General features: G+C 75.0%; 18 protein-coding genes. 7 read left to right on the forward strand and 11 right to left on the reverse strand.

What is annotated here, in order from left to right:
* The first annotated feature begins 3 nt into the window (after positions 1-3).
* Entirely contained in the window at positions 4-606 is a 603-nt protein-coding gene (locus tag ABT158_RS06180; protein WP_352351447.1) for a CGNR zinc finger domain-containing protein, read from the forward strand.
* A gap of 93 nt (positions 607-699) precedes the next feature.
* Here ABT158_RS06180 and ABT158_RS06185 read toward each other — a convergent pair whose 3' ends face one another.
* Complete coding sequence (locus ABT158_RS06185; protein WP_352351449.1) at positions 700-1,308, reverse strand: TetR/AcrR family transcriptional regulator; 609 nt, start codon at positions 1,306-1,308, stop codon at positions 700-702.
* Between the two features lie 74 nt (positions 1,309-1,382).
* Here ABT158_RS06185 and ABT158_RS06190 point away from each other — a divergent pair, with 74 nt between their 5' ends.
* Together ABT158_RS06190 and ABT158_RS06195 are read left to right on the forward strand one after the other, a co-directional pair.
* Positions 1,383-2,570, forward strand: coding sequence for a cytochrome P450 (locus tag ABT158_RS06190; protein WP_352351451.1), 1,188 nt, complete (start codon positions 1,383-1,385; stop codon positions 2,568-2,570).
* 73 nt (positions 2,571-2,643) lie between these two features.
* Complete coding sequence (locus tag ABT158_RS06195) at positions 2,644-3,081, forward strand: VOC family protein (protein WP_352351453.1); 438 nt, start codon at positions 2,644-2,646, stop codon at positions 3,079-3,081.
* 34 nt (positions 3,082-3,115) lie between these two features.
* On the opposite strand, the gene ABT158_RS06200 is transcribed toward ABT158_RS06195, so the two are convergent.
* The 5 genes from ABT158_RS06200 to ABT158_RS06220 form a co-directional block, all read right to left on the reverse strand.
* A complete protein-coding gene (locus ABT158_RS06200) occupies positions 3,116-4,339 on the reverse strand; it encodes a beta-ketoacyl-[acyl-carrier-protein] synthase family protein (protein WP_352351455.1) in 1,224 nt (407 codons plus the stop codon).
* On the reverse strand, positions 4,339-4,590 hold the full coding sequence (locus ABT158_RS06205) for an acyl carrier protein (RefSeq protein WP_352351457.1): 252 nt from the start codon (positions 4,588-4,590) through the stop codon (positions 4,339-4,341). Before ABT158_RS06205 ends, ABT158_RS06200 begins: the two co-directional genes overlap by 1 nt.
* 90 nt (positions 4,591-4,680) lie before the next feature.
* Positions 4,681-5,538 carry a lysophospholipid acyltransferase family protein gene (locus tag ABT158_RS06210; protein WP_352351459.1) on the reverse strand — a complete coding sequence of 286 codons (858 nt, stop codon included), beginning with the start codon at positions 5,536-5,538 and terminating at the stop codon, positions 4,681-4,683.
* Positions 5,535-7,769, reverse strand: a complete 2,235-nt coding sequence (locus ABT158_RS06215; protein ID WP_352351461.1) for an MMPL family transporter — start codon at positions 7,767-7,769, stop codon at positions 5,535-5,537. Before ABT158_RS06215 ends, ABT158_RS06210 begins: the two co-directional genes overlap by 4 nt.
* 157 nt (positions 7,770-7,926) lie before the next feature.
* Entirely contained in the window at positions 7,927-8,838 is a 912-nt protein-coding gene (locus ABT158_RS06220; protein WP_352351788.1) for a lysophospholipid acyltransferase family protein, read from the reverse strand.
* Between the two features lie 528 nt (positions 8,839-9,366).
* Here ABT158_RS06220 and ABT158_RS06225 point away from each other — a divergent pair.
* The gene (locus tag ABT158_RS06225; RefSeq protein WP_352351463.1) at positions 9,367-10,251 is read left to right on the forward strand and encodes a phosphotransferase enzyme family protein; all 885 of its coding nucleotides are present in this window, start codon (positions 9,367-9,369) and stop codon (positions 10,249-10,251) included.
* 15 nt (positions 10,252-10,266) lie between these two features.
* Here ABT158_RS06225 and ABT158_RS06230 read toward each other — a convergent pair whose 3' ends face one another.
* Positions 10,267-11,550: an ArsB/NhaD family transporter gene (locus ABT158_RS06230; protein ID WP_352351465.1), complete on the reverse strand. Its 1,284-nt coding sequence runs from the start codon at positions 11,548-11,550 to the stop codon at positions 10,267-10,269.
* A gap of 5 nt (positions 11,551-11,555) precedes the next feature.
* The gene (locus ABT158_RS06235) at positions 11,556-12,014 is read right to left on the reverse strand and encodes a CBS domain-containing protein (RefSeq protein ID WP_352351467.1); all 459 of its coding nucleotides are present in this window, start codon (positions 12,012-12,014) and stop codon (positions 11,556-11,558) included.
* A 446-nt stretch (positions 12,015-12,460) separates the two neighbouring features.
* Here ABT158_RS06235 and ABT158_RS06240 point away from each other — a divergent pair, with 446 nt between their 5' ends.
* The 3 genes from ABT158_RS06240 to ABT158_RS06250 all read left to right on the forward strand — a co-directional run bounded on the left by ABT158_RS06240 (position 12,461) and on the right by ABT158_RS06250 (position 15,235).
* On the forward strand, positions 12,461-13,465 hold the full coding sequence (locus ABT158_RS06240; protein WP_352351469.1) for a HAMP domain-containing sensor histidine kinase: 1,005 nt from the start codon (positions 12,461-12,463) through the stop codon (positions 13,463-13,465).
* Complete coding sequence (locus ABT158_RS06245) at positions 13,462-14,106, forward strand: response regulator (protein WP_352351471.1); 645 nt, start codon at positions 13,462-13,464, stop codon at positions 14,104-14,106. Before ABT158_RS06240 ends, ABT158_RS06245 begins: the two co-directional genes overlap by 4 nt.
* 217 nt (positions 14,107-14,323) lie before the next feature.
* Positions 14,324-15,235, forward strand: coding sequence for a site-specific integrase (locus tag ABT158_RS06250; RefSeq protein ID WP_352351473.1), 912 nt, complete (start codon positions 14,324-14,326; stop codon positions 15,233-15,235).
* 119 nt (positions 15,236-15,354) lie between these two features.
* On the opposite strand, the gene ABT158_RS06255 is transcribed toward ABT158_RS06250, so the two are convergent.
* From ABT158_RS06255 to ABT158_RS06265, 3 genes are read right to left on the reverse strand one after another with little or no spacing between them, the layout of a single operon-like run.
* On the reverse strand, positions 15,355-16,890 hold the full coding sequence (locus ABT158_RS06255) for a family 20 glycosylhydrolase (protein WP_352351475.1): 1,536 nt from the start codon (positions 16,888-16,890) through the stop codon (positions 15,355-15,357).
* Positions 16,887-18,056, reverse strand: coding sequence for a GDSL-type esterase/lipase family protein (locus ABT158_RS06260; protein ID WP_352351477.1), 1,170 nt, complete (start codon positions 18,054-18,056; stop codon positions 16,887-16,889). The genes ABT158_RS06255 and ABT158_RS06260 overlap by 4 nt, the downstream gene beginning before the upstream one ends.
* Complete coding sequence (locus tag ABT158_RS06265) at positions 18,053-19,258, reverse strand: glycoside hydrolase family 1 protein (protein WP_352351479.1); 1,206 nt, start codon at positions 19,256-19,258, stop codon at positions 18,053-18,055. Before ABT158_RS06265 ends, ABT158_RS06260 begins: the two co-directional genes overlap by 4 nt.
* Between the last annotated feature and the right edge of the window lie 12 nt (positions 19,259-19,270).

The raw sequence follows: 19,270 nt of genomic DNA on the forward strand, positions 1-19,270 counted from the left end.
GTCATGCGAGTGAACGCAACCGGACGGGTGCTGCACGATCCCAAGGGCGGGTCGTTCCGGTTCGACGCCGGCGCCCTCTGCCTCGACTTCGCCCACACCGGCGGCGAGGGCCAATATGCGATCTTCGAGTCCCTGCACGAGCCCGCCGACCTGGCCGAATGGCTCGCTCAGCCACCGCTGACGGCGGTCATGACGGCCCCCGTGACCGCCGGCGAGCTCACCGACGCCAAGGCCCTGCGCCAGGCGATCTGGGACGCGGCCCACGCCCGGGCGGCGCGCCGCCCCCTGCCCGCCGGGGCGATCACGGTCATCAACCGGGCCGCGTCGGCCGCGCCCCTGGTCCCCGAACTCGCCGCCGACGGCGTCACCGCCGGATGGGCGCCACCGGTGCGGGCCGCCCAGGCCCTGTCCGCCATGGCGCGGGAGATGATCGAACTGCTGTCCGGGCCGCTCGCCGAACGCATCCGCGAGTGCGCGAGCGACAACTGCCCGCTGGTGTTCGTCGACACCTCGCGCCCCGGCGCCCGCCGCTGGTGCGCGATGGAACGCTGCGGCAACCGCCACAAACTCCGCGCCCTGCGCGCCCGCCAGTCCCTGGAGCCGTGACGAGCGGCCGTCAGGCACACGCCCGCATGCGGACGCGACCCCGGGCGGCCCCGCGCGGACCAGGCCGCCTTTCCCAAGGGTGACGAGGAGTCGCTAGGGCCGGTCGAGGCTCGCCAGGCCGTTGACCGCGACCTCGATCCCGCGCCGCCCGGCGGCCAGGACGTCGTCCTCCGAGCCGCCCTGCTCCTGGGCGACCATCCCGGCCGCGGCCAGCGCGCCCATGAAGCTCCCGACCGCCGCACCCGCCGACACCGGGTCGAGCCCCGGATAGACCTCGCACAGCGCCCTGGCCAGCCGGGGCTGGGTCTCCATCATGAGCGTCAGGCCGCGGGCGCGCAGCGCGGGCTCGGCGACCATCAGCCGCGCCCGCAGCGGCGACAGCGCGAAGCCGAGCTCGTCGTCCTCGGCCAGGCTGCGCACCATGGCCTCGAACATCCGGCTCAGCAGCTCCCCCAGCGGCTCTCCCGGCCGCCGCCCGGCGATCGCCTCCAGCATCACCCGCTCGCGCTCGCCCGCCTGGAGGAAGAGCACGTCCTCCTTGCTCGCGAAGTACGCGAAGAAGGTGCGGGGCGCGACGTCGGCCGCCGCGGCGATGTCGGCGACGGTGGTCTGCTCGTACCCCCGCTCGGCGAACAGCCGGACGGCCGCCTCCAGCAGCGCGCGGCGGGTGCGGGCCTTCTTGCGTTCGCGATGACCTTCCACGGGCGTCACCCTACTGCATGCCCTGCTTTTATGCATAGGTTGCAAATTCGCAGTCTCTGCGGTTTTCTGGGGGCATGGACATCCTTCAGAGCCTGCCGCTCGACCGCGAGGACCCGTTCGAGCCGCCCGCCGAGCTCGCCCGGCTGCACGGCCCGCTGCACCGCATGATCTACGCCGACGGCCGTCCCGGCTGGCTGGTCACCGGCCACGCCGAGGCCCGCGCGGTGCTCGACGACCCGCGCTTCAGCAACACCTCCCAGGGCGCCGCGCCGCCGATCAAGGAGCTGGCGCCGCCCGAGGGCCTGGCCGACCTGGTGATCCCGCCGGGCTTCTTCATCGCCATGGACGACCCCGAGCACTCCCGCTACCGGCGGCTGCTCACCGGCCGCTTCAGCATGCGCCGGATGCGGCTCCTGGAGCCCAGGATCCAGGAGATCGTCGACGGCCGCCTCGACGAGATGGCCGCGGCCGGAGCGCCCGCCGACCTGGTCGGCGCGTTCGCGCTGCCCATCCCGTCGCTGGTGATCTGCGAGCTGCTCGGCGTGCCGTACGACGAGCGCGTGCGTTTCCAGGACACCACCGCGCGCGCGGTGAACCTGGACAACTCCGCCGCGGAACGCGGCGCGGCGGGCGCCGAACTGATGGGCTACCTGTCCGAGCTGGTCACCCGCAAGCGGGCCGAGCCTACCCAGGACCTGCTCGGCGAGCTGGTCTCCGGCGGCGAGCTGAACCACGAGGAGCTGACCGGGGTGGCCACCCTGCTGCTGACCGCCGGCCACGAGACCACCGCGAACATGCTGGCTCTCGGCGCGTTCCTGCTGCTGAGCCGTCCGGAGCAGGCGGAGCTGGTGCGCACCGACCCCGGCGTCGCGGCGACCGCCGTCGAGGAGCTGATGCGCTACCTCAGCATCGTGCACATCGGCCCGATCCGGGTCGCGCGGGCCGACGTGCCGCTCGCCGGGCAGACGATCAGGGCCGGTGAGACCGTGACGCTCTCCCTGCCGGCCGTCAACCGCGACCCGGCCCGATTCCCCGACCCCCACCGCTTCGACGTCACCCGCGAGGCCGGGCCGCAGCTCGGCTTCGGCCACGGCATCCACCAGTGCCTGGGCCAGCAGCTCGCCCGCCTGGAGATGCGGCTGGCCTTCCCCGCGCTGCTGCGCCGATTCCCCGGGCTGCGGCTGGCCGTGCCCGCCGAGGAGGTGCCGCTGCGCCCGCGCGCCACGATCTACGGCCTGGCGTCCCTGCCGGTCACCTGGTGAGGCCGCCGCGTTTGACGCGCCCTCCCGCCGTGCAGAGAGCATGACGGACAAAGGACGATCACGGGAGGCGCGCATGACCGGTACGGACGGCGGGATCAGGCTGTGTCAGGTGGTGCTCGACTGCACCGACGCCAGGGCGCTGGCGGAGTTCTACCGGTCCCTGCTGGACCTGGTCTACCGGCCCGGCGACGAGCCGCCGCAGCCGGGCGCCGACGACGAGCGCGGCCGCGACTGGCTCGTGCTGCGGACCAGGGATGGCGCGCCGCAGCTGGCCTTCCAGCAGGTCGAGACGCTTCCCGAGGCGACCTGGCCGGAGCCCGGGGTGCCCCAGCAGCTCCACCTCGACCTGACCGTCTCGTCGGTCGAGAGCCTGCTGGAGCAGCACGAACGCGTTCTGCGCCTGGGCGGCCGGCTGCTGCTGGACCGGATCGACGACGACGAGGAACCCCTGCGGGTCTACGCCGACCCGGCCGGGCACCCGTTCTGCGTGTTCGTCTCCCGGCGGGGCTGACCGTCCGGCGGGGCTGACCGTCCGGCCGGAGCGGTCAGCGCACCGGCGAGAAGACCAGCGTGGCGTTGTGGCCGCCGAAGCCGAACGAGTTCGACATCACCGGCCCCCTCGCGATCGGGCGCGGCACGGGCGCCGCGTCGATGTCGCAGCGCGGGTCGAGCCGGTCCAGGTTGGCGGTCGGCGGGGCGGTGCACTCGGCCATCGCCAGCACGCACGCCACGGCCTCGATCGCCCCGGACGCGCCGAGCGCGTGCCCGGTCACCCCCTTGGTCGAGCTCACCGGCACGGCGGCGGGCCCGAAGACGCGGCCGATCGCCTGCGCCTCGGCCAGGTCGTTCAGCTCGGTCCCGGTGCCGTGGGCGTTGACGTGCACGATGTCCTCGGGCGCCAGGCCCGCGTCGGCGAGCGCGGCGTCCATGCACCGCCGGGCGCCCTCGCCGCCGGGCGCGGGAGCCGTCAGGTCGTGGGCGTCGCTGGTGCGGCCGTAGCCGGACACCTCGGCGTGGACGCGCGCCCCGCGGCGCACGGCGTCGTCGAGGCGTTCCAGGACGAGGAACGCGGCCCCCTCGGCCAGCACGAACCCGTCGCGGTCGGCCTCGAAGGGACGGCAGGCGGCCTCGGGGTCGTCGTTGCGTACCGACAGGGCGCGGCACCGGCTGAAGCCGTGCAGCATGCCGGGGGTGACGTTGGCGTCCCCGGCCCCGGCCACGACCAGGTCGGCCGAGCCGTCGCGGATCAGCCGGACGCCCTCGCCGATGGCGTGCGCGCCGGAGGCGCAGGCGGTGACCACGGACATGCTCGGCCCGCGGATCTCGTACCGCATGCCGATGGCGGCGGCGCCGGCGTTGGGCATGATCTTCGGGATGAAGATCGGCGACAGCCGCAGCGCGGCCGGGCCCGGCGTGTCGAGCAGCGCCGACTCGTAGGTCTCGGTGCCGCAGAACGAGCTGCCCGCCACCACGGCCCGCCGCTCGGGCGGCACCCGCGGATGACCGGCGTCGGCCAGCGCGTCGCCGGCCGCGCACACCGCCAGCAGCGACGACCGGTCCAGCCGCCGGGCCTGCCGGTCGGTCAGGTACGCCGAGACGTCCAGCTCCGGCACCTGGCAGGCGAAGCGCACCGCGAGCGCGGACGTGTCGAAGGACGTGATGGCCCGTGCCGTCGAGCGCCCGCCGAGCAGCGCGTTCCACAGCTCCTTGGGGCCGGAGCCGGCGGGCGTGCGCAGGCCGAGCCCGGTCACCGCGACCCGGGCTCGCATCAGCCGCCCACCGCCGTCAGGTGGCGGCGGATGACGGCGGCCATGTCGGCGACCGTCCGCACCCGCTGGAGCCGGTCGTCGGCGAAGGTGCCCCACTCGTCCTCGACCACGGCGTGCAGCTCGGCGAAGTCGAGGCTGTCGGCGTCCAGTTCCTCGCGCAGGTCGGTGTGCGGGCCGATCTGGGCCGGGCTGACGCCCAGGACCCGCGCGCAGTGGCCGCGGAGCACGTCTGTTATCTGGTCGTCGGTCATGGTGCCGTCCGTTCTCTCGGCGGATGGGGGGCGTGTCCGAGTGTGCTCCAGGAGTGCCGGCGGGTCCGGGTATGACACATCAAATGTCCATCAAGCCGGGCCCAGAGCGTCCCTGACCCGCGACTCGGTCAGCGCGGCCAGCGCCGCCCGGTCCGCGCGCGCCCGTCCGGTGAGCTGGGGGCGTACGGGGGGCAGGAACGTCACCTCGGCCACCAGGTTCCGGGTCGCGACCACGCGCAGCAGCGAGACCGGCAGGGAGTCCGCGCCGATCCAGGCCGCGCGGGTGGAGGGCGCGCCGGCCTCGCGGTAGCGCAGCGCCACCGGCCGGACGGTCGCGCCCGCCTCGACGGCGGCCTGGAACAGGGCCGGGTGGAAGGCTCCCATGGCCTCCCCGCACCAGGTGGTGCCCTCGGGGTAGGCCAGCACGGCGTCCCCGTCGCGCAGCGCGGCGGCGACGGCCGTGATCGCGGCGGGCAGCCCGGCCGGCCGGTCCTTGTCGATGAACAGCGTGCGGTGGGCCGCGGCCAGCGACCGGACCAGCGGCCACCGTCCGATGTCCCGTTTGGCGAGCTGGCGGGCCGGCGTGAGAGCCGCCATGATCAGCGGGTCGGCCCACGAGATGTGGTTGCTCACCAGCAGGGTGCCGTGGCCGTCCAGGGCGGGGACGCCGCCGGGGATCCGCACCCTGATGCCGAGCGCGCGCACGATCAGGCCCATGGCCCTGCGGGCCAGGCGTGCGCGCAGGGCCCCGGCGCGGCGGGCGGGCATCGCCGACAGCGTCAGGGCGGCCCCCAGGGCCAGCGCGCAGCCCAGGAGACGGGCGGCCCGGCGCACCGGCCCGGCGGCGGCGACCGGCGGGCGCACGCACGCGTCCGGCGTGCACGGCGACAGCCCCGGCCCGGACGGCGGCCGCTCGTGGCGGTGGTCCTGATCGCGGATGGTCGTCACGGTGCGCTCGCGGGTGTGCCCGCCGGGGCCGCGGGCTCCGTCCCGTCCGGGCCGCCCGCGGCCGCGCCGACGGGGACGCGCGACGGGTCGCCGGGAGAGCCGCCGCCGCTCCCCCGCCTGCCGCGCAGGAGCCGGGGCGCCCACCAGTTGACGGGCCCGGCCAGGCGCATCACGGCGGGCACGAGGAGCGTGCGGATCAGCGTGCAGTCGACCAGGACGGCCAGCGCGATGCCCACCCCGATCATCTTGAGCACGGCCAGGCCGGAGGTCGCCACGGCGGCCATGACGACGGCGAAGATGACGGCGGCCGAGGTGAACAGCCGCCCGGTGTGCTGCAGCCCGGTGGCGACCGCGGTGGCGGTGTCGCCGCGGTCGCGGTACTCCTCGGTGATCCGGGACAGCAGGAAGATCTCGTAGTCCATGGACAGGCCGAAGGCGACGCAGAAGATCAGCGTGGGCATGAGGGCGTCGATGCTGCCGGTGGCGGTGAAGTCGCCGACCAGCCCGCGCAGGTGGCCGTCCTGGAAGACGTGGACCAGGGCGCCGAAGGTGGCGGTGAGGCTGAGCACGTTCATCACCAGGGCCTTGACGGCCAGCACGACACTGCGAGTCAGCAGCGTCACCATGGCCAGGGTGGCCAGCGCGATCAGCGCCAGGGCGGTGGGCAGCGTGCCGGCGATGCTCTGCCTGAGGTCGTCGAGCTCGGCGCCCGGCCCGGCGAACAGCGCCTGGCCCGGGGCCGGGATCGCGCGCAGGCGCCGGACGAGCTCGCTGTTGGCCACCGAGTACGGCTCGTGCGCGGTGGTGACGAGCAGCCAGGTGCCCGCCTCGCCGGTGAACCGGCGGCCCGGCGCCGGCACGGTGGCGGCCCGGCTGTAGGAGCCGCCGGCCGTGTCCACCCGGAGCACGCCGTCGGTGGCGGCCAGGCGTCTGGCGTAGCCGTCCAGCGGGCCGGCGGAGCTCTGCCCGGTCGTCCGCAGGTCCGGCAGCACGATCATGGTGCCGCCGACCACCTGCTGCCCGCCGAACTCCGCGCGCAGCGCCTGCGCGGCGCGGGCGGCGGGCGCGTCGGGCGGCAGGATGCGGTCGTCCAGGGTGCCGAAGCGGGCGCCCAGGAACGGCGCGCCCATGGCCAGCAGCAGCGCGGTGGTGGGCACGGCCACCGCCAGCGGGCGGCGCATGACGGCGACCGCCAGGCGGTACCAGGGCCCGTCCTCCACCGGCGGCGCGGACCGGCGCGCGGCGTTCCACGGGCCGGGCACGGGTAGCCGGTTGACCCGGTCGCCGAGCAGGGTGAGCACGGCCGGGAGCACCACGAGGCTGGCCGCGGCCGCCGTCAGGCTGATCGTCATCCCGCCGACGGCCAGCGAGCGCAGGATGGTGAACGGGAACAGCAGCAGCGCCGACATGGACAGCGCCACGGTGGCCGCCGAGCAGGCCATGGCCCGGCCGGTGGTGCGCATGGTGACGGCGACGGCCTGGACGGCGTCCTGGCCCTGGGCCAGCTGCTCGCGGAAGCGGGTGACGATGAACAGGCTGAAGTCGACGGCCAGGGCGAAGCCGAGCGCGCTGGAGATGCTCAGCGCGAACACCGAGATCTCCATGACCTCGGTGAGCAGGCGCAGCACGGCCATGGTGGCGATCACCGCCAGCGCGCCGATCAGCACCGGCAGCAGGGCGGCGACCAGGCTGCCGAACACCACGCACAGGATGGCCAGGGTCAGCGGCGCGGCGATCAGCTCGGCGGTGCGCAGGTCGGTCTCGCTGCGGTCCTGCGCCTCGACGCGCACCTGGGCCTCGCCCGTGGCGGTCAGCGACAGGGGTCCGTAGCTGCCGTGCAGGGAGTCCATGATCCGGCGGGCGGCGGCGTTGCGGGCGGCGTTGTCGCCGCTCAGGTGGGCCAGGACGACCGCCGCGCGCCCGTCGCCGCTGCGCAGCCTGGGCTCGTGGCCGCGCCAGTACGAGGTGACCCGCCACACGCCGGGATCGGCCGAGACGCGTTCGGTGAGCCGCGTCCCGGCGGCGTCGATCTCGGGGTCGTCGACCGGGCGCGCGGCGCGGGCGATCAGGACCAGGTCGGCGTTGCCCGCGTGGAAGGCGTCCTGGAGGATGGCGTCCGCGCGCAGGGACTGCGATCCGAGCGGCACGATGTCGCCCAGCACGAGCCGGTCGTGCACGTCCAGGCCGGCCACGAGCGAGACGGCGAACGTGACGGCCGCGCCCCAGAGCACGACCCGTCGCGGCCACCTCCGCCCACGGCCGGACGGCGGCGAATTGCCCCACATCGGTGAATCCTTACGTCGAGTAACGGTCGGTCGAGGCCGCCGCGCACGCGCTCCCCCGCGGCGCGGGCCTGTGTGGTCAGTCCTGTGCGGTTGGCTGGTGCGGTCAGTCGAGGCCGGCGCGTACGCGTTCCTCGGCGGCGCGGGCCAGGGCGGCACGTCCGCGCGGCCCGCGGTCGGGCGCGGGCGGCGGCAGGAGCGGGGTGAGCCGCACCTCGGCCCGCAGCCGCCGCGTCCCGGCCACCCGGACGACGGACCCGGTCACCGAGTCCTCGCCCACCCAGCTCCCCCGGCTCGACGGGCTCGGTCCCTCGTAGTAGCGCAGGACGGCCGGGCACACCGCCGCCCCCGCGTCGATCGCCGCCTGGAAGACCGCGGGCCGGAACGTGCCGACCTCGCGCCCGCAGGACGTGGTGCCCTCGGGGAAGACGGCGACCGTCTCCCCGGCCAGCAGGGCGTCGCGGATCAGGCCCACCGCGGCGGGCAGCGTGGACAGGCGTTCCCGGTCGATGAACAGCGCCCCGCAGGCCGCGCCGAGCGTCCCGATGAGCGGCCACCGGCGCACCTCCCGCTTGGCCAGCAGGCGGCAGGGCAGCGCGGCCAGCATGACCAGCGGGTCGAGCAGCGAGACGTGGTTGGCCACGACGAGCACCCCGGCCGCCGCGCCCGCGAGGTCCGCCGGACCGGCGACCTCGACCCGGACGCCGAGCGCGCGCAGCAGCAGCCGGGCCGCCGCCTGCGCGGTCCTGGCCCGCCAGAGCCTCGGCGCGGCCCCCATGACGAGGAAGGCGGGCAGCGCGGTCAGCAGCACCAGCAGGGCGGCGCACAGCCGGGCCGCGCGGCGCGTCCGCCCGGCGGCGACGGCCTCCTCCGGCAGGCACGCGCGTACCGAGCACGGCGCCCGCGCCAGCCACGGGTTGATCTCCACGCGCCGGCCGGGGCCGGCGACGTGCCGCCACGTCGCACGCCCCCGCCCCGCCCCGGCGGGCGGCACGACGGACTGCACAGCGGACGGCATCACGGACGGCACCGCAGATGGCAGCGCGGACGGCACAGCGGACGGCACAGCGGACGGCACAGCAGTCGGCACAGCAGTCGGCGCTGCGGGCGGAGTCGGATGGGACACGCGGGACTCCCAGACGGTGATCGGCGGGCCGGCCCGAGCGGCGCTAACGGCAGCGCGAGACGACGGCGGGCGGCAGGCCCACGGTGGACGAGCCGGGCACGACGGCGACGGCCGGCCGCGGGCCGCGACGCGCGGCGCCGGGTGGCGTGTGGGCGCCCCGGCGCCGGGACGGGCGATTATGGGGCGGATGTGAGCTTTGGGCGATTTCTTGCGACTGCACGATCATGAGCGTCCCGAATTCGGAGCGGGCTCGGCACCGGCGGCCCTGACCGCGGGGTGACAAGCGGATGATGATCCTGTTAGTGCAGGTTAAGCGCCATCCGGCGGAGAGCGCCGAATTTGCGCCACGTGTCGCCCGACCTTGGCAGAACACTCCACAAGCCGTCCCAGCGCATGACCTGAGCCCCATAACCTGACAAGGTGATCTACGCAAAGACGCCCCTCACCCCCGAGATCCGTGCCGCCGTCTTCCGGGCCTGGGGCGCCGAAGGAGAGGGCGAGCGGCTGTACGGCGGGGAGGAGTCGGCCGCCTACCGCCTCGGCGACCACGTCGTCCGGGTGGGGCCGGCCGCGCGCGGAGTGGCCGAGTCGGAGTGGTGCCACGCCGTCGCCCGGCACGCCGCCACCACGCTCCCCGAGGCCGTCGCCCCGCTGGCCACCGCGGGCGGCGCGACGGTGGTCGTCGTGGCCGGGCGGCCGATCTCCTGCTGGCCCTACGTCGAGGGCGAGTGGCCCGACTCCGACGTGCCGGCGCAGCGGGAGGCGGGCGCGCGGCTGCTGGCCAGGCTCCACCGCGCGCTGGCCGGTCTGCGTCCGGGCCCGCGTCCCGTGCCCGCCTTCCAGGAGTCCGGTCTGTACGGCGACCCGCCCCCGGACGCCGCCGACCTGCACGACCCCGTCCTCGACCGCTGGCTGGCGGCCTTCCACGCCGGGCATCCCGTACGCCACCCGCTGCACGGCGACTACTACACCGGCAACACCCTGGCCAGGGACGGCCGCATCGTCGCCGTCCTCGACTGGGACGAGACCTTCGTCGGCGCCCCCGAGCTGGAGCTGGCCGCCGCCGCACTGGAGTGGGGCGACGATCTGACCGGGCCCAGCAAGGAGTTCGTGGCCGCCTACCACGAGGAGGGCGGCACGGCGGCCCCCCTCGACGACGAGTCGCTCGCCCAGCTCGTCCGGCACAAGCTGCGCAGGGAGCACGCCTACTTCCGCAAGGCCGCCGCGGCGGGCGTGCCGCACGACGAGGAGGACCTCGACTACCACCGGGCCAGGGTCGAGCTGTTCCACCGGCTGCGCCCCTGACCCGGGCGGCCCGGGTCAGAAGTAGCGCAGCCAGACGTACACCCAGGCCAGGGCCGTGCTGCCCAGGGTGACGACGATGCCGTACCGGGTGAACTGCCAGAAGGAGATCGGGTTCCCGGTGCGGGCGGCGATCCCGAGGGCCACGACGTTGGCGCTGGCGGCGACCGCGGTGCCGTTGCCGCCGAAGTCGGCGCCGAAGGCGAAGGCCCACCACAGCGCCTGCCCGGTGGACGCGTCCGGTGCGGCGGCGGCCAGTTCCTCCACCACCGGCGCCATCGTCGCCACGTACGGGATGTTGTCGAAGAACGCCCCCAGCACGCTGGAGCCGAACAGCAGCGAGGTGGCCGCGGCGAAGTAGTTGTCGCCGAACAGGTCGATGGTGGCGCGGCCGATGGTCTCCATCATGCCGGTGTGCACCAGGCCCGCCACCATGACGAACAGCCCGGCGAAGAACACCAGCGTGGGCCATTCGACCTCGCGCAGCACGTCGCCGAGCTCGACCCGGCAGACCAGCAGCATGACCCCCGCGCCGACCAGGGCGATGATCGAGGGCGCCAGGTGCAGCACGGAGTGCAGCGCGAACGCCGTCACCACCCCGGCCAGCACCGTCATCGACCGCGCCAGCAGCGCGGGGTCGGTGATGGCCCGCCGCTCCTGCAGCGCCATCACCTTGGCGACGTGGTCGGCGTTGTAGTGGAACGACCGGCGGAACAGCGGGTAGGTGAGCAGCACGAACACCCCGAAGATCGCCACGACCGCGGGCGCCATGTGGACGAGGAAGTCGTTGAACGTCAGCCCCGCCCGGCTGCCGATGATGATGTTCGGCGGGTCGCCGATCAGCGTCGCCGCGCCGCCGATGTTGGAGGCGAGCACCTCGGCGATCAGGTACGGCTGCGCCGGGATGCGCAGCCGCCCGCACACCATCACCGTCACCGGCGCGACCAGCATGATCGTCGTGACGTTGTCCAGGAACGGCGAGGCCACGGCGGTGATGGCCATCAGCATCGCCATCAGCCGGTACGGCCGCCCCCGCGAGCGTTTGGCCGCCCAGATCGCCAGGTAGTCGAACAGCCCGGTCTGCTTGATCACCCCCACGATGATCATCATGCCGAGCAGCAGGAAGATGACGTTCCAGTCGATGCCCGCGTGCCCTGAGGAGAACACCTCCTCCCCCGGCGTCAGCCCCAGCACGGTCATCAGGCCGGCCGCCACCAGGACGACCTTGACCTTGTCGGCCTTCTCGGTGGCGATGAAGAAGAACGCCACCACGAAGATGGATAGGGCCAGGATCGCGCTCATGCGGATCAGTCCGGAAGGCTCGTGATGGCCAGGCTGGTCAGCAGGCGTTCCAGCGTGATCGCCCCCGTGAGGGTGGCGTCCGGGCCGAGGACGGCGACCAGCGGGCTACGCGTGCGGGCCATCAGCGCCGCCACCTCCAGCAGGGTCGCGTCCGGCGGCACGGTGACGGGCCGCGCGGGCGGCCTGGGCAGGCAGTCGCCGACCGTCAGGTGGGCGAGCTCCTGCCAGAACAGCTCGGCGTCGCTCTCGTCGAGCGTGCGGGCCAGGGCCTGGTCCTCCTGGTACGTCCCGGGGATGGCCAGCCGCAGCACCTGCGTGCCCGGCAGCACGGTCGCCGGCCTGCCCCGCTCGTCCACCACGATGAGTCCGGGCAGCCGGTTGACCACCATCAGGCGCACGGCGCGTCCCACGGAGTCGCGGGCCGTCACGGTCGGCAGGGCGACGGCGATGTCCTGTGCTCGCATGGCACCGTCCACGGTGGTCGGAGTGGCGGGGAGACGACGGTTCGCGCCGGTTCGGGGCACGGTCGTATGACGGATCTTGATGGGGAGCCTCCAGCGGGGGCATGGGCGAAGGTCACAAAGGCGGCGGGGGCGGCTCAGGCGCCCGGCCCCGGCCACGGGACGGCGGCCGGCCCCCGGCGCGGCCCGCGCGTCAGTTGGCCCCGGGGGACGGACCGCGACCCGCGGGCGGGCAGGAGGAGAAGCGGTCCTGCCGCCGCGGCTCGGAGAAGGTCCGTGCCACGCATCGCCCACCTCCTTACGGTCCGTCCCTGTTTTCCGGGGAGACCATGGCATCACCGCGCGGGGGCCCGCGCCCATCGGGTCCGGCCCCCATATCGGGTGGGGGCGCGACCGTATTCGAGCCGGGTCAGTGGACAGCGCGCGCGACGAACGCCCAGGCTAGAGGCATGAAAGACGCCGTCGCCACCGCGCCGGAGCCGCCTGGCCGCACTCCGGCCCAGGCGTTGTTCCGCCGCCTGTTCGTCATCAACGCGCTGGTCTTCGCCGCGGGCACGTTCGTGCTGGCGCTGTCCCCCGCGACGGTCTCCTCACCGGTGCTGCTGACCGAGATCCCGGTGCTGCTCATCGGCCTGGCGCTGATCCTGGCGGCGAACGCGTTCCTGGTGCGGGCCAGCCTGGCCCCGCTGACCTCCCTGACCGCCCTCATGCGACGCGTGGACCTGCTGCACACCCACGACCGGCTGCCCGCCGGCAACCGGGACCTGCGGAGCGTCACCGACACCTTCAACCAGATGCTGGACCGGCTGGAGGAGGAGCGCAGCGTGGCCAGCGCCCAGGCCCTGGCCGCCCAGGAGGCCGAACGCGGCCGCATCGCCCGCGAGCTGCACGACGAGATCGGCCAGAGCCTCACCGTCGCGCTCCTGGCGCTCAAGCGGGTGCGCGACCGGGCGCCCGCGGAGCTGGCCGACGAGCTCGGCCACGTCCAGGAGGCGATCAGGACGAGCCTGGACGAGGTGCGCCAGGTCGCCCACCGGCTGCGCCCCGGCGTCCTGGAGGACCTGGGGCTGACCAGCGCCCTCACCGCGCTGGCCACCGACCTGTCGCAGACCGGCACGGTCGAGGTCACGCGTAGACTGGCCGCGGGGCTGCCGCCGCTCAGCTCCGAGGTCGAGCTGGTGCTCTACCGCATCGCCCAGGAGAGCCTGACCAACGTCGCCCGCCACGCCCAGGCCACCAGGGCGACGCTCACGCTGACGCCCGACGACGGCGACCTGGTCCTGCGCGTCACCGACGACGGCCGGGGCGGCATCGGCGAGCCGGGCGCCGGCATCCGCGGCATGCACGAGCGCGCCCTGCTCATCGGGGCCCGCCTGAGCGTGCACTCGCCGCCCGGCGGCGGCACCGAGATCGTCCTCACCGTCCCCGGCGCGGCCAAGGAGAACGCCCGATGACCCGCATCCTGCTCGCCGACGACCACGCGCTCGTCCGTCAGGGCGTCCGCCTGATCCTCGACGCCGAGCCCGACCTGACCGTGGTCGCCGAGGCGGCCGACGGGGCCGAGGCGGTCGAGGCCGTCCGCACCCACGACATCGACCTGGTCGTCCTGGACATCGCCATGCCGCGCATGACCGGCCTGCAGGCCGCGCGGGAGATCTCCCGCCGCCGGCCCGGCATCCGGCTGCTGATGTTGTCGATGTACGACAACGAGCAGTACTTCTTCGCCGCGCTCAAGGCCGGGGCCTGCGGCTACGTGCTGAAGTCGGTGGCCGACCGCGACCTCATCGAGGCGTGCCGGGCGGCGATGCGCGGCGAGCCGTTCCTCTACCCCGGGGCGGTCACCGCGCTGATCCGCGACTACCTCCACCGCCACCGGCACGGCGACCCGCTGCCCGACAGCCTGCTGACCGCCCGCGAGGAGGAGATCGTCAAGCTCATCGCCGAGGGCCACTCCACCAAGGCCATCGCCGACACCCTGGTCATCAGCCCCAAGACCGTCGACCGCCACCGCAGCAACATCCTGGCCAAACTCGGCCTCAACGACCGGCTCGACCTGACCCGTTACGCCATCCGCGCCGGCCTGATCGAACCCTGACCTCGGCGGACGGCCGCGCCCCCGGGTCCCGCGGCCCCGGCGGCCCGGCCGGATGGAGCCCGCGGGCGCAGTTCCATGAGACGATCGAGATCATGATGGGTCCGTTGGGCGCGAGCAGTGACGTCCTCCACGCCTCCCTTTCGTCCTGTTGTGCTCCGGCACGGGCCGCCGCCGACCCAGCCGCCGATCCCGTCGTCGTGCCGGACGTGTGCTGAGCATGGCCGAGGACACCGTCGCGTCCTGGGGCGCGCTCACCGGTCAGGAGGCCCGCGGCCTCGTCTCCCGCATCGAGGGGCTGCGTCCGCGGCGCGGTCCCGCCGACGGGGGCGAGGTCCCCGCGGCCGACGTCGACGTCGTCGAGGGGCTGGCTCCGGCGGCGGCCGGCCTGGCGGCGGCCTGGCTGCGCGAGCGGCCCTCCCCGGCCCTGCGGCGGACGCGGCTGCGGGTGCTGGCCTCCTACCTGCGGTGGCTGCGCGGGCAGGATCCCGGCGGCGACGTGCTGGGTGCCGGGTCGCAGGTCGACGCCTACTGCCTGGCCGCGCTCACCGCCGGTCTGGCGCCGTCCGGCCGGCCGCTGGCCCGCGCGACGGTGATCCGCCGGCGGGCCGTGCTGGCCTCGTTCTACGCCTTCGCCGGACGGCACGGGCCGGCTCTCCCGGCGCCGGCCGCGCACCCGCCCACCCCGGCCGAGCGGCGGCTGCTGCGCGGCGGGGTCGCCCTGCTGGCCGAGGAGGGGCGCTTAGCCGAGGCCGTGGCCGTCGGGCTGCTGGAGTCCACCGGCGCGTCCGTCGACGCGCTGGCCCGGCTGACCCCGTGCGACGTGCACCTGGTGGGCGCCGGCGACCCCGTGCTGATCACCCTGCACGACGGGCGGGGCGACATCGTCGCCTTCCCGCTCGCCCCCTACCTGCGCCGCCCGCTGCGCCGCCTGTGCGGCGACCGGCCCGCCGACCACCCGCTGCTCACCGGCGAGGCGGGCCGGCGGGTCGACCTGGCCTGGACGCGGGCCGCGCTCACCGACGCCGCGATCGCCGCCGGCCTGCCCCGGCCGCGGGCCGAGGGCCTGCACCCGCACCTGCTGCGCGCCCTGACGGTGACCGAGCTCGGCGGGTCGCCCGTGCAGGCCTGACGACGACGACCTCCGAGGCCGCGGCGAGCCCCGGGACCACGACGAGCCCGCGGGACCGTGACGAGCCCCGGGGCCGCGACGAGCCCCGGGACCACGACGGGCCCCGGGCCGTGGCGGGGTCACGGCTCCGCCGCGGGCCGGTACGCCGCTCCCCATCCCGTCGCCCGCCACGTGGCGGCGTGCGGTCGCAGGCGTGCCCGGTGGTCCTCCCAGGTCGCCGGCTCGCGCGTCCAGGATCGTTCGGCCGCGGCCGGGAGACGGGGCAGCAGCAGGAACGCCAGATCGTCGAAGGACGTGATCGTCTCCGACCAGATCGCGGCCTCCACCCCGGCGACGCGGACGTCGAGCCCCGGCACCAGGGACCGCGGGGTCCACTCGAACATCTGCCGGAGGGTCTTGGCCGGATAGTCGCGGAACCCGAGCCGGGCCCGGCGCGCCTCCCCCTCGGCGTCCGCGGCGGGCTCGGCGTACGGGCGGTCGTAGTACAGCACGTCGCTGGAGGACAGCAGCACCGGCAGCCCGGCCGCCGCCGCGGCGGGCCCGTCGGACGGCGCGAGGGCGAACAACGCCACCATCTGGTCGACGAACGGGTGCGCGGACTCCGGCAGCTCCGCCTTCTTGGCGTCGGCGTCGATGCTCGTCTCCGCGCCGATCCACAGCTGCACGAGGTCGCCGTCGCCCAGCGCCCCGGCGCGTACCGTCTCCTGCCAGGCCACGACCCGGCTGCCGGCGTCGTGCGCCGCGCGGACGGCCACTTTCACCGCGCGCGTGTACGCCGTGACGGGCATCCCGAACGGCTCATCCCCTCCGACGTGCACGAACCGGGCACCGGACGCCTGCGCGAACTCGGTGACGGTCTCCGCGATGAAGGACTCGGCCCCCGGCACGGCCGGATCGACGTAGCCCAGGCGGGCGGCGGTCCGGTCGCCGGCGAGCTCCGGGCAGGCGCGGATCGCGGCGTGGGCGTGCCCGGGGAGGTCGATCTCGGGCACGATCGTCACCCCGCGGGCCGCGGCGTACGCCGTCAGCTCCGCCAGCTCGCGCCGCGTGATCAGCTCGCCGGGCGAGGTCGCGTCCAGCTCGGGACGGGCCGCCGACTGCAGCCGCCAGCCGCCGGAGTCGGTGAGGTGCAGGTGCAGCACGTTCAGCTTGTACCGGGTCAGCAGGTCGATGACGCGGCGGATCTCGTCCGGGCGGAAGGGGTGCCGGACGACGTCGAGCATCAGGCCCCGCCACGCCAGGGCGGGCCCGTCGGCGATGCGCCCGACCGGCAGCCGGCCCGCCGCCGACTCCGCCAGCTGCACCAGCGTCGCGACGCCCCGCAGGACCGCGTGCGGGGTCGGGCCGGTGATCGTGATCTCCTCCGGGGTGATCGTCACGGTGTGCCGCTCGTCCGGGGGGAGCTGTTCCGGCGCGATCCCGCCGGCCGGCGGCACGTCGCCGGGCGCCTCGCCGATCAGCAGGACGACGCGCGACGGGGACGGGCCGCCCGCCGAGGGGGTGGCGGGGAGCCGGGCGAACTCGCCCTCGAGCCACGCGCGGGCGTCGCGCAGACGATCGTCGGCCCGGATCTCGACGCGGCCGGGGTGCAGGACGGTCGTCGTCGCGTGGTCCAGCGCGACCGCGTGCGGCCACGGCACCAGCGCGGCCCTCATCGCCGGCCGCCGAGCAGCCCCGCCAGGGCCGGCAGGCCGGCCACCGTGTCCTGGAAGCGCCGCGCGATGAGGTCCAGCCCCTCCTGCGTGGGGTGGAGCCCGTCGCCCAGCAGGTGCGCGTCCTGCTCGCCCAGCAGGGTACGGCCGTCCACCAGGTGCAGGTGAGGGTCGCCGGCCGCGCGCACGGCGTGGACGCGCTCGATGATCCGGCGGGTGGCGGCCAGCGTCAGGGCTCCGTCGTCGGCCTCCAGGGCCCGGTCCGCCCCGGCGGCCGTGCCGCCGCGATCGACGGTCGGTCCCGGCGTGTGCTCGTGCGCCGGGCAGGCGATCGCGGTGATGAGGACCACCGGCGTGTCCGGATGGCCCTCGCGGATCAGGTCGAGGAAGCCGTGCACCGCGGGCAGCATCGTCCTGGCCCGCATGGAGTCGGCGTTCACGAGGTTGATGCCCACCTTCAGGGTGATCAGGTCCGCGGGCGTGTCCCTGATCATGCGGGCGACGAACGGGTCGAGCTGCGCGTTCCCGCCGAACGACAGGTTGCGCAGCCGCCAGCCGGCGCCCAGGGCGACCCGCGCCGGCCAAGTGCCGTCGGGGGTGGCGGCCTGCAGCCCGTGGCTGATGGAGCTGCCGTGATGCGTCCAGCGCGGGAGGCCGCCGGCGGACGGCGAGATCGGGGCGTCGGCGGCCAGGCTGACGACCTCGACCGCGCAGTCGTGCGGCAGCATGATCTCGACCTGCTTCTCGCCGCCGTCGGGCACGAGAGCCACCGTCACCTCGGACGGGTCGCGCTGTTCCCGGCCGGCGACCTGCCGGTCGGCGCCGATGACGACGACGTCCCCTTCGGGGATGGCGACGTGTCCCGCCACCGCGCCGTCCACGACGACGGCGAGGCTGTGCGGCCTGGCGGCCGCGGCGCCGGCCGGCCGCAGCGAGCGGGTGTGCAGGCGCAGCCGCAGCAGGGTCGCGCGGGTGGCGAAGCGGAGGGAGACGCCGGTGGGAGCCTGTTCCATGACGTCGAACCAGGGGTCGTCGTGCTGGGCGCGGGCCCATGGCGGCAGCCTTCGCGGGCGCAGGCCGCCGTGGGCTCCCGGGTCGAGGGCGGCCGCGCCGTCGACGAGGCGGGCCAGGTCCGCGGCGTCCAGGGTCACGTCCAGGGTGTCCGTCACGACGCGGCCTCCCCGCCCAGAGCGGCCGCCGGGTTCTGGACGAGCCGCCCGAACCAGCGGGCGCTGGGTTTGACCGTGCGGCGGAACGTGGTGCGGTCGACCGCGACGAGGCCGAAGGTGGGCGTCCACGATCCCCACTCGTAGTTGTCCAGCAGTGACCAGTGCAGGTATCCGCGCACGTCGATGCCGTCGGCCATGGCGCGGGCCAGGCCCGTCACGGCCTGCGTCGTGTACGCGATCCGCTCGTCGTCGTCGCCGGTCGCGATGCCGTTCTCGGTCACGAGCAGCGGTGTCGATCCGCCGAGCCGGGCGGCGGTGTGCCGGACCGAGTCCTCCAGCGCGAGGGGGTAGTACTCCCAGCCCGTCATCGTGCGCCTGTCGTCCGGGCCGGGGGCGATGACGCCGTCCGCGCCCGCGCGCAGGCGGCTGTAGGCCTGCACGCCAAGGAAGTCGTCGTCCTTCGCCAGGTCGATGTACTGGTCGTCGAGCAGGTACGACAGCTCGGCGGTGCGGTCCGGGCCGGCGCCGTGGTCCTGGACGTTCTGGTTGGCCACCGTCCACCCCGACCGCAGTCCGGGCACGGAGGCGAGCAGGTCGCGGGCCTCCTGGTGCGCGCGGGCCAGCGCGGCGGTCACGCCGGGATCCGGCGGGACGAAGGAGGGCGCGGGTTCGCCGGCGCCGTGCCTGCGGCGCGCGGCCATCAGGGCGAGCATGTTGGGCTCGTTGATCGTGCAGACCCAGGGCACGCCGTCGAGGATCGGCAGCACCGCGCGGACGTAGTCGGCGAAGTGCGCGACCGCCTCCCCTGAGGTCCATCCGCCTCCGGCGCTGAGCCACGCGGGGCTGGTGAAGTGGTGGAGCGTGACGACCGGGGTCAGCCCGCGCTGCCCGCACCCTTCGATGATCCGGCGATAGTGGTCCAGCATGGCCGGCGACGGGTGACCGGGCGCGGGCACCACGCGGGCCCATTCGACGCTGAACCGGTAGGCGTTGAGACCGAGGTCGCGGGCGATGTCCAGGTCCTCCGGCCACCGGTGGAGGCTGTCGCAGGCGTCCCCCGAACGTTCGCGCAGGCCCCAGCTCCCGTCCTGCTCCGCCTGCCAGAAGTCGCTTCCGACGTTGTTCCCCTCCACCTGGTGGGCCGCCGTCGACGCGCCCCACAGGAAACCGTCCGGGAAGGCCGGCGGGTGCGAAGTCGTCATGTTCGATCCTGT

The organism is Nonomuraea sp. NPDC001636, from assembly GCF_040298265.1.
Lineage (GTDB): Bacteria > Actinomycetota > Actinomycetes > Streptosporangiales > Streptosporangiaceae > Nonomuraea.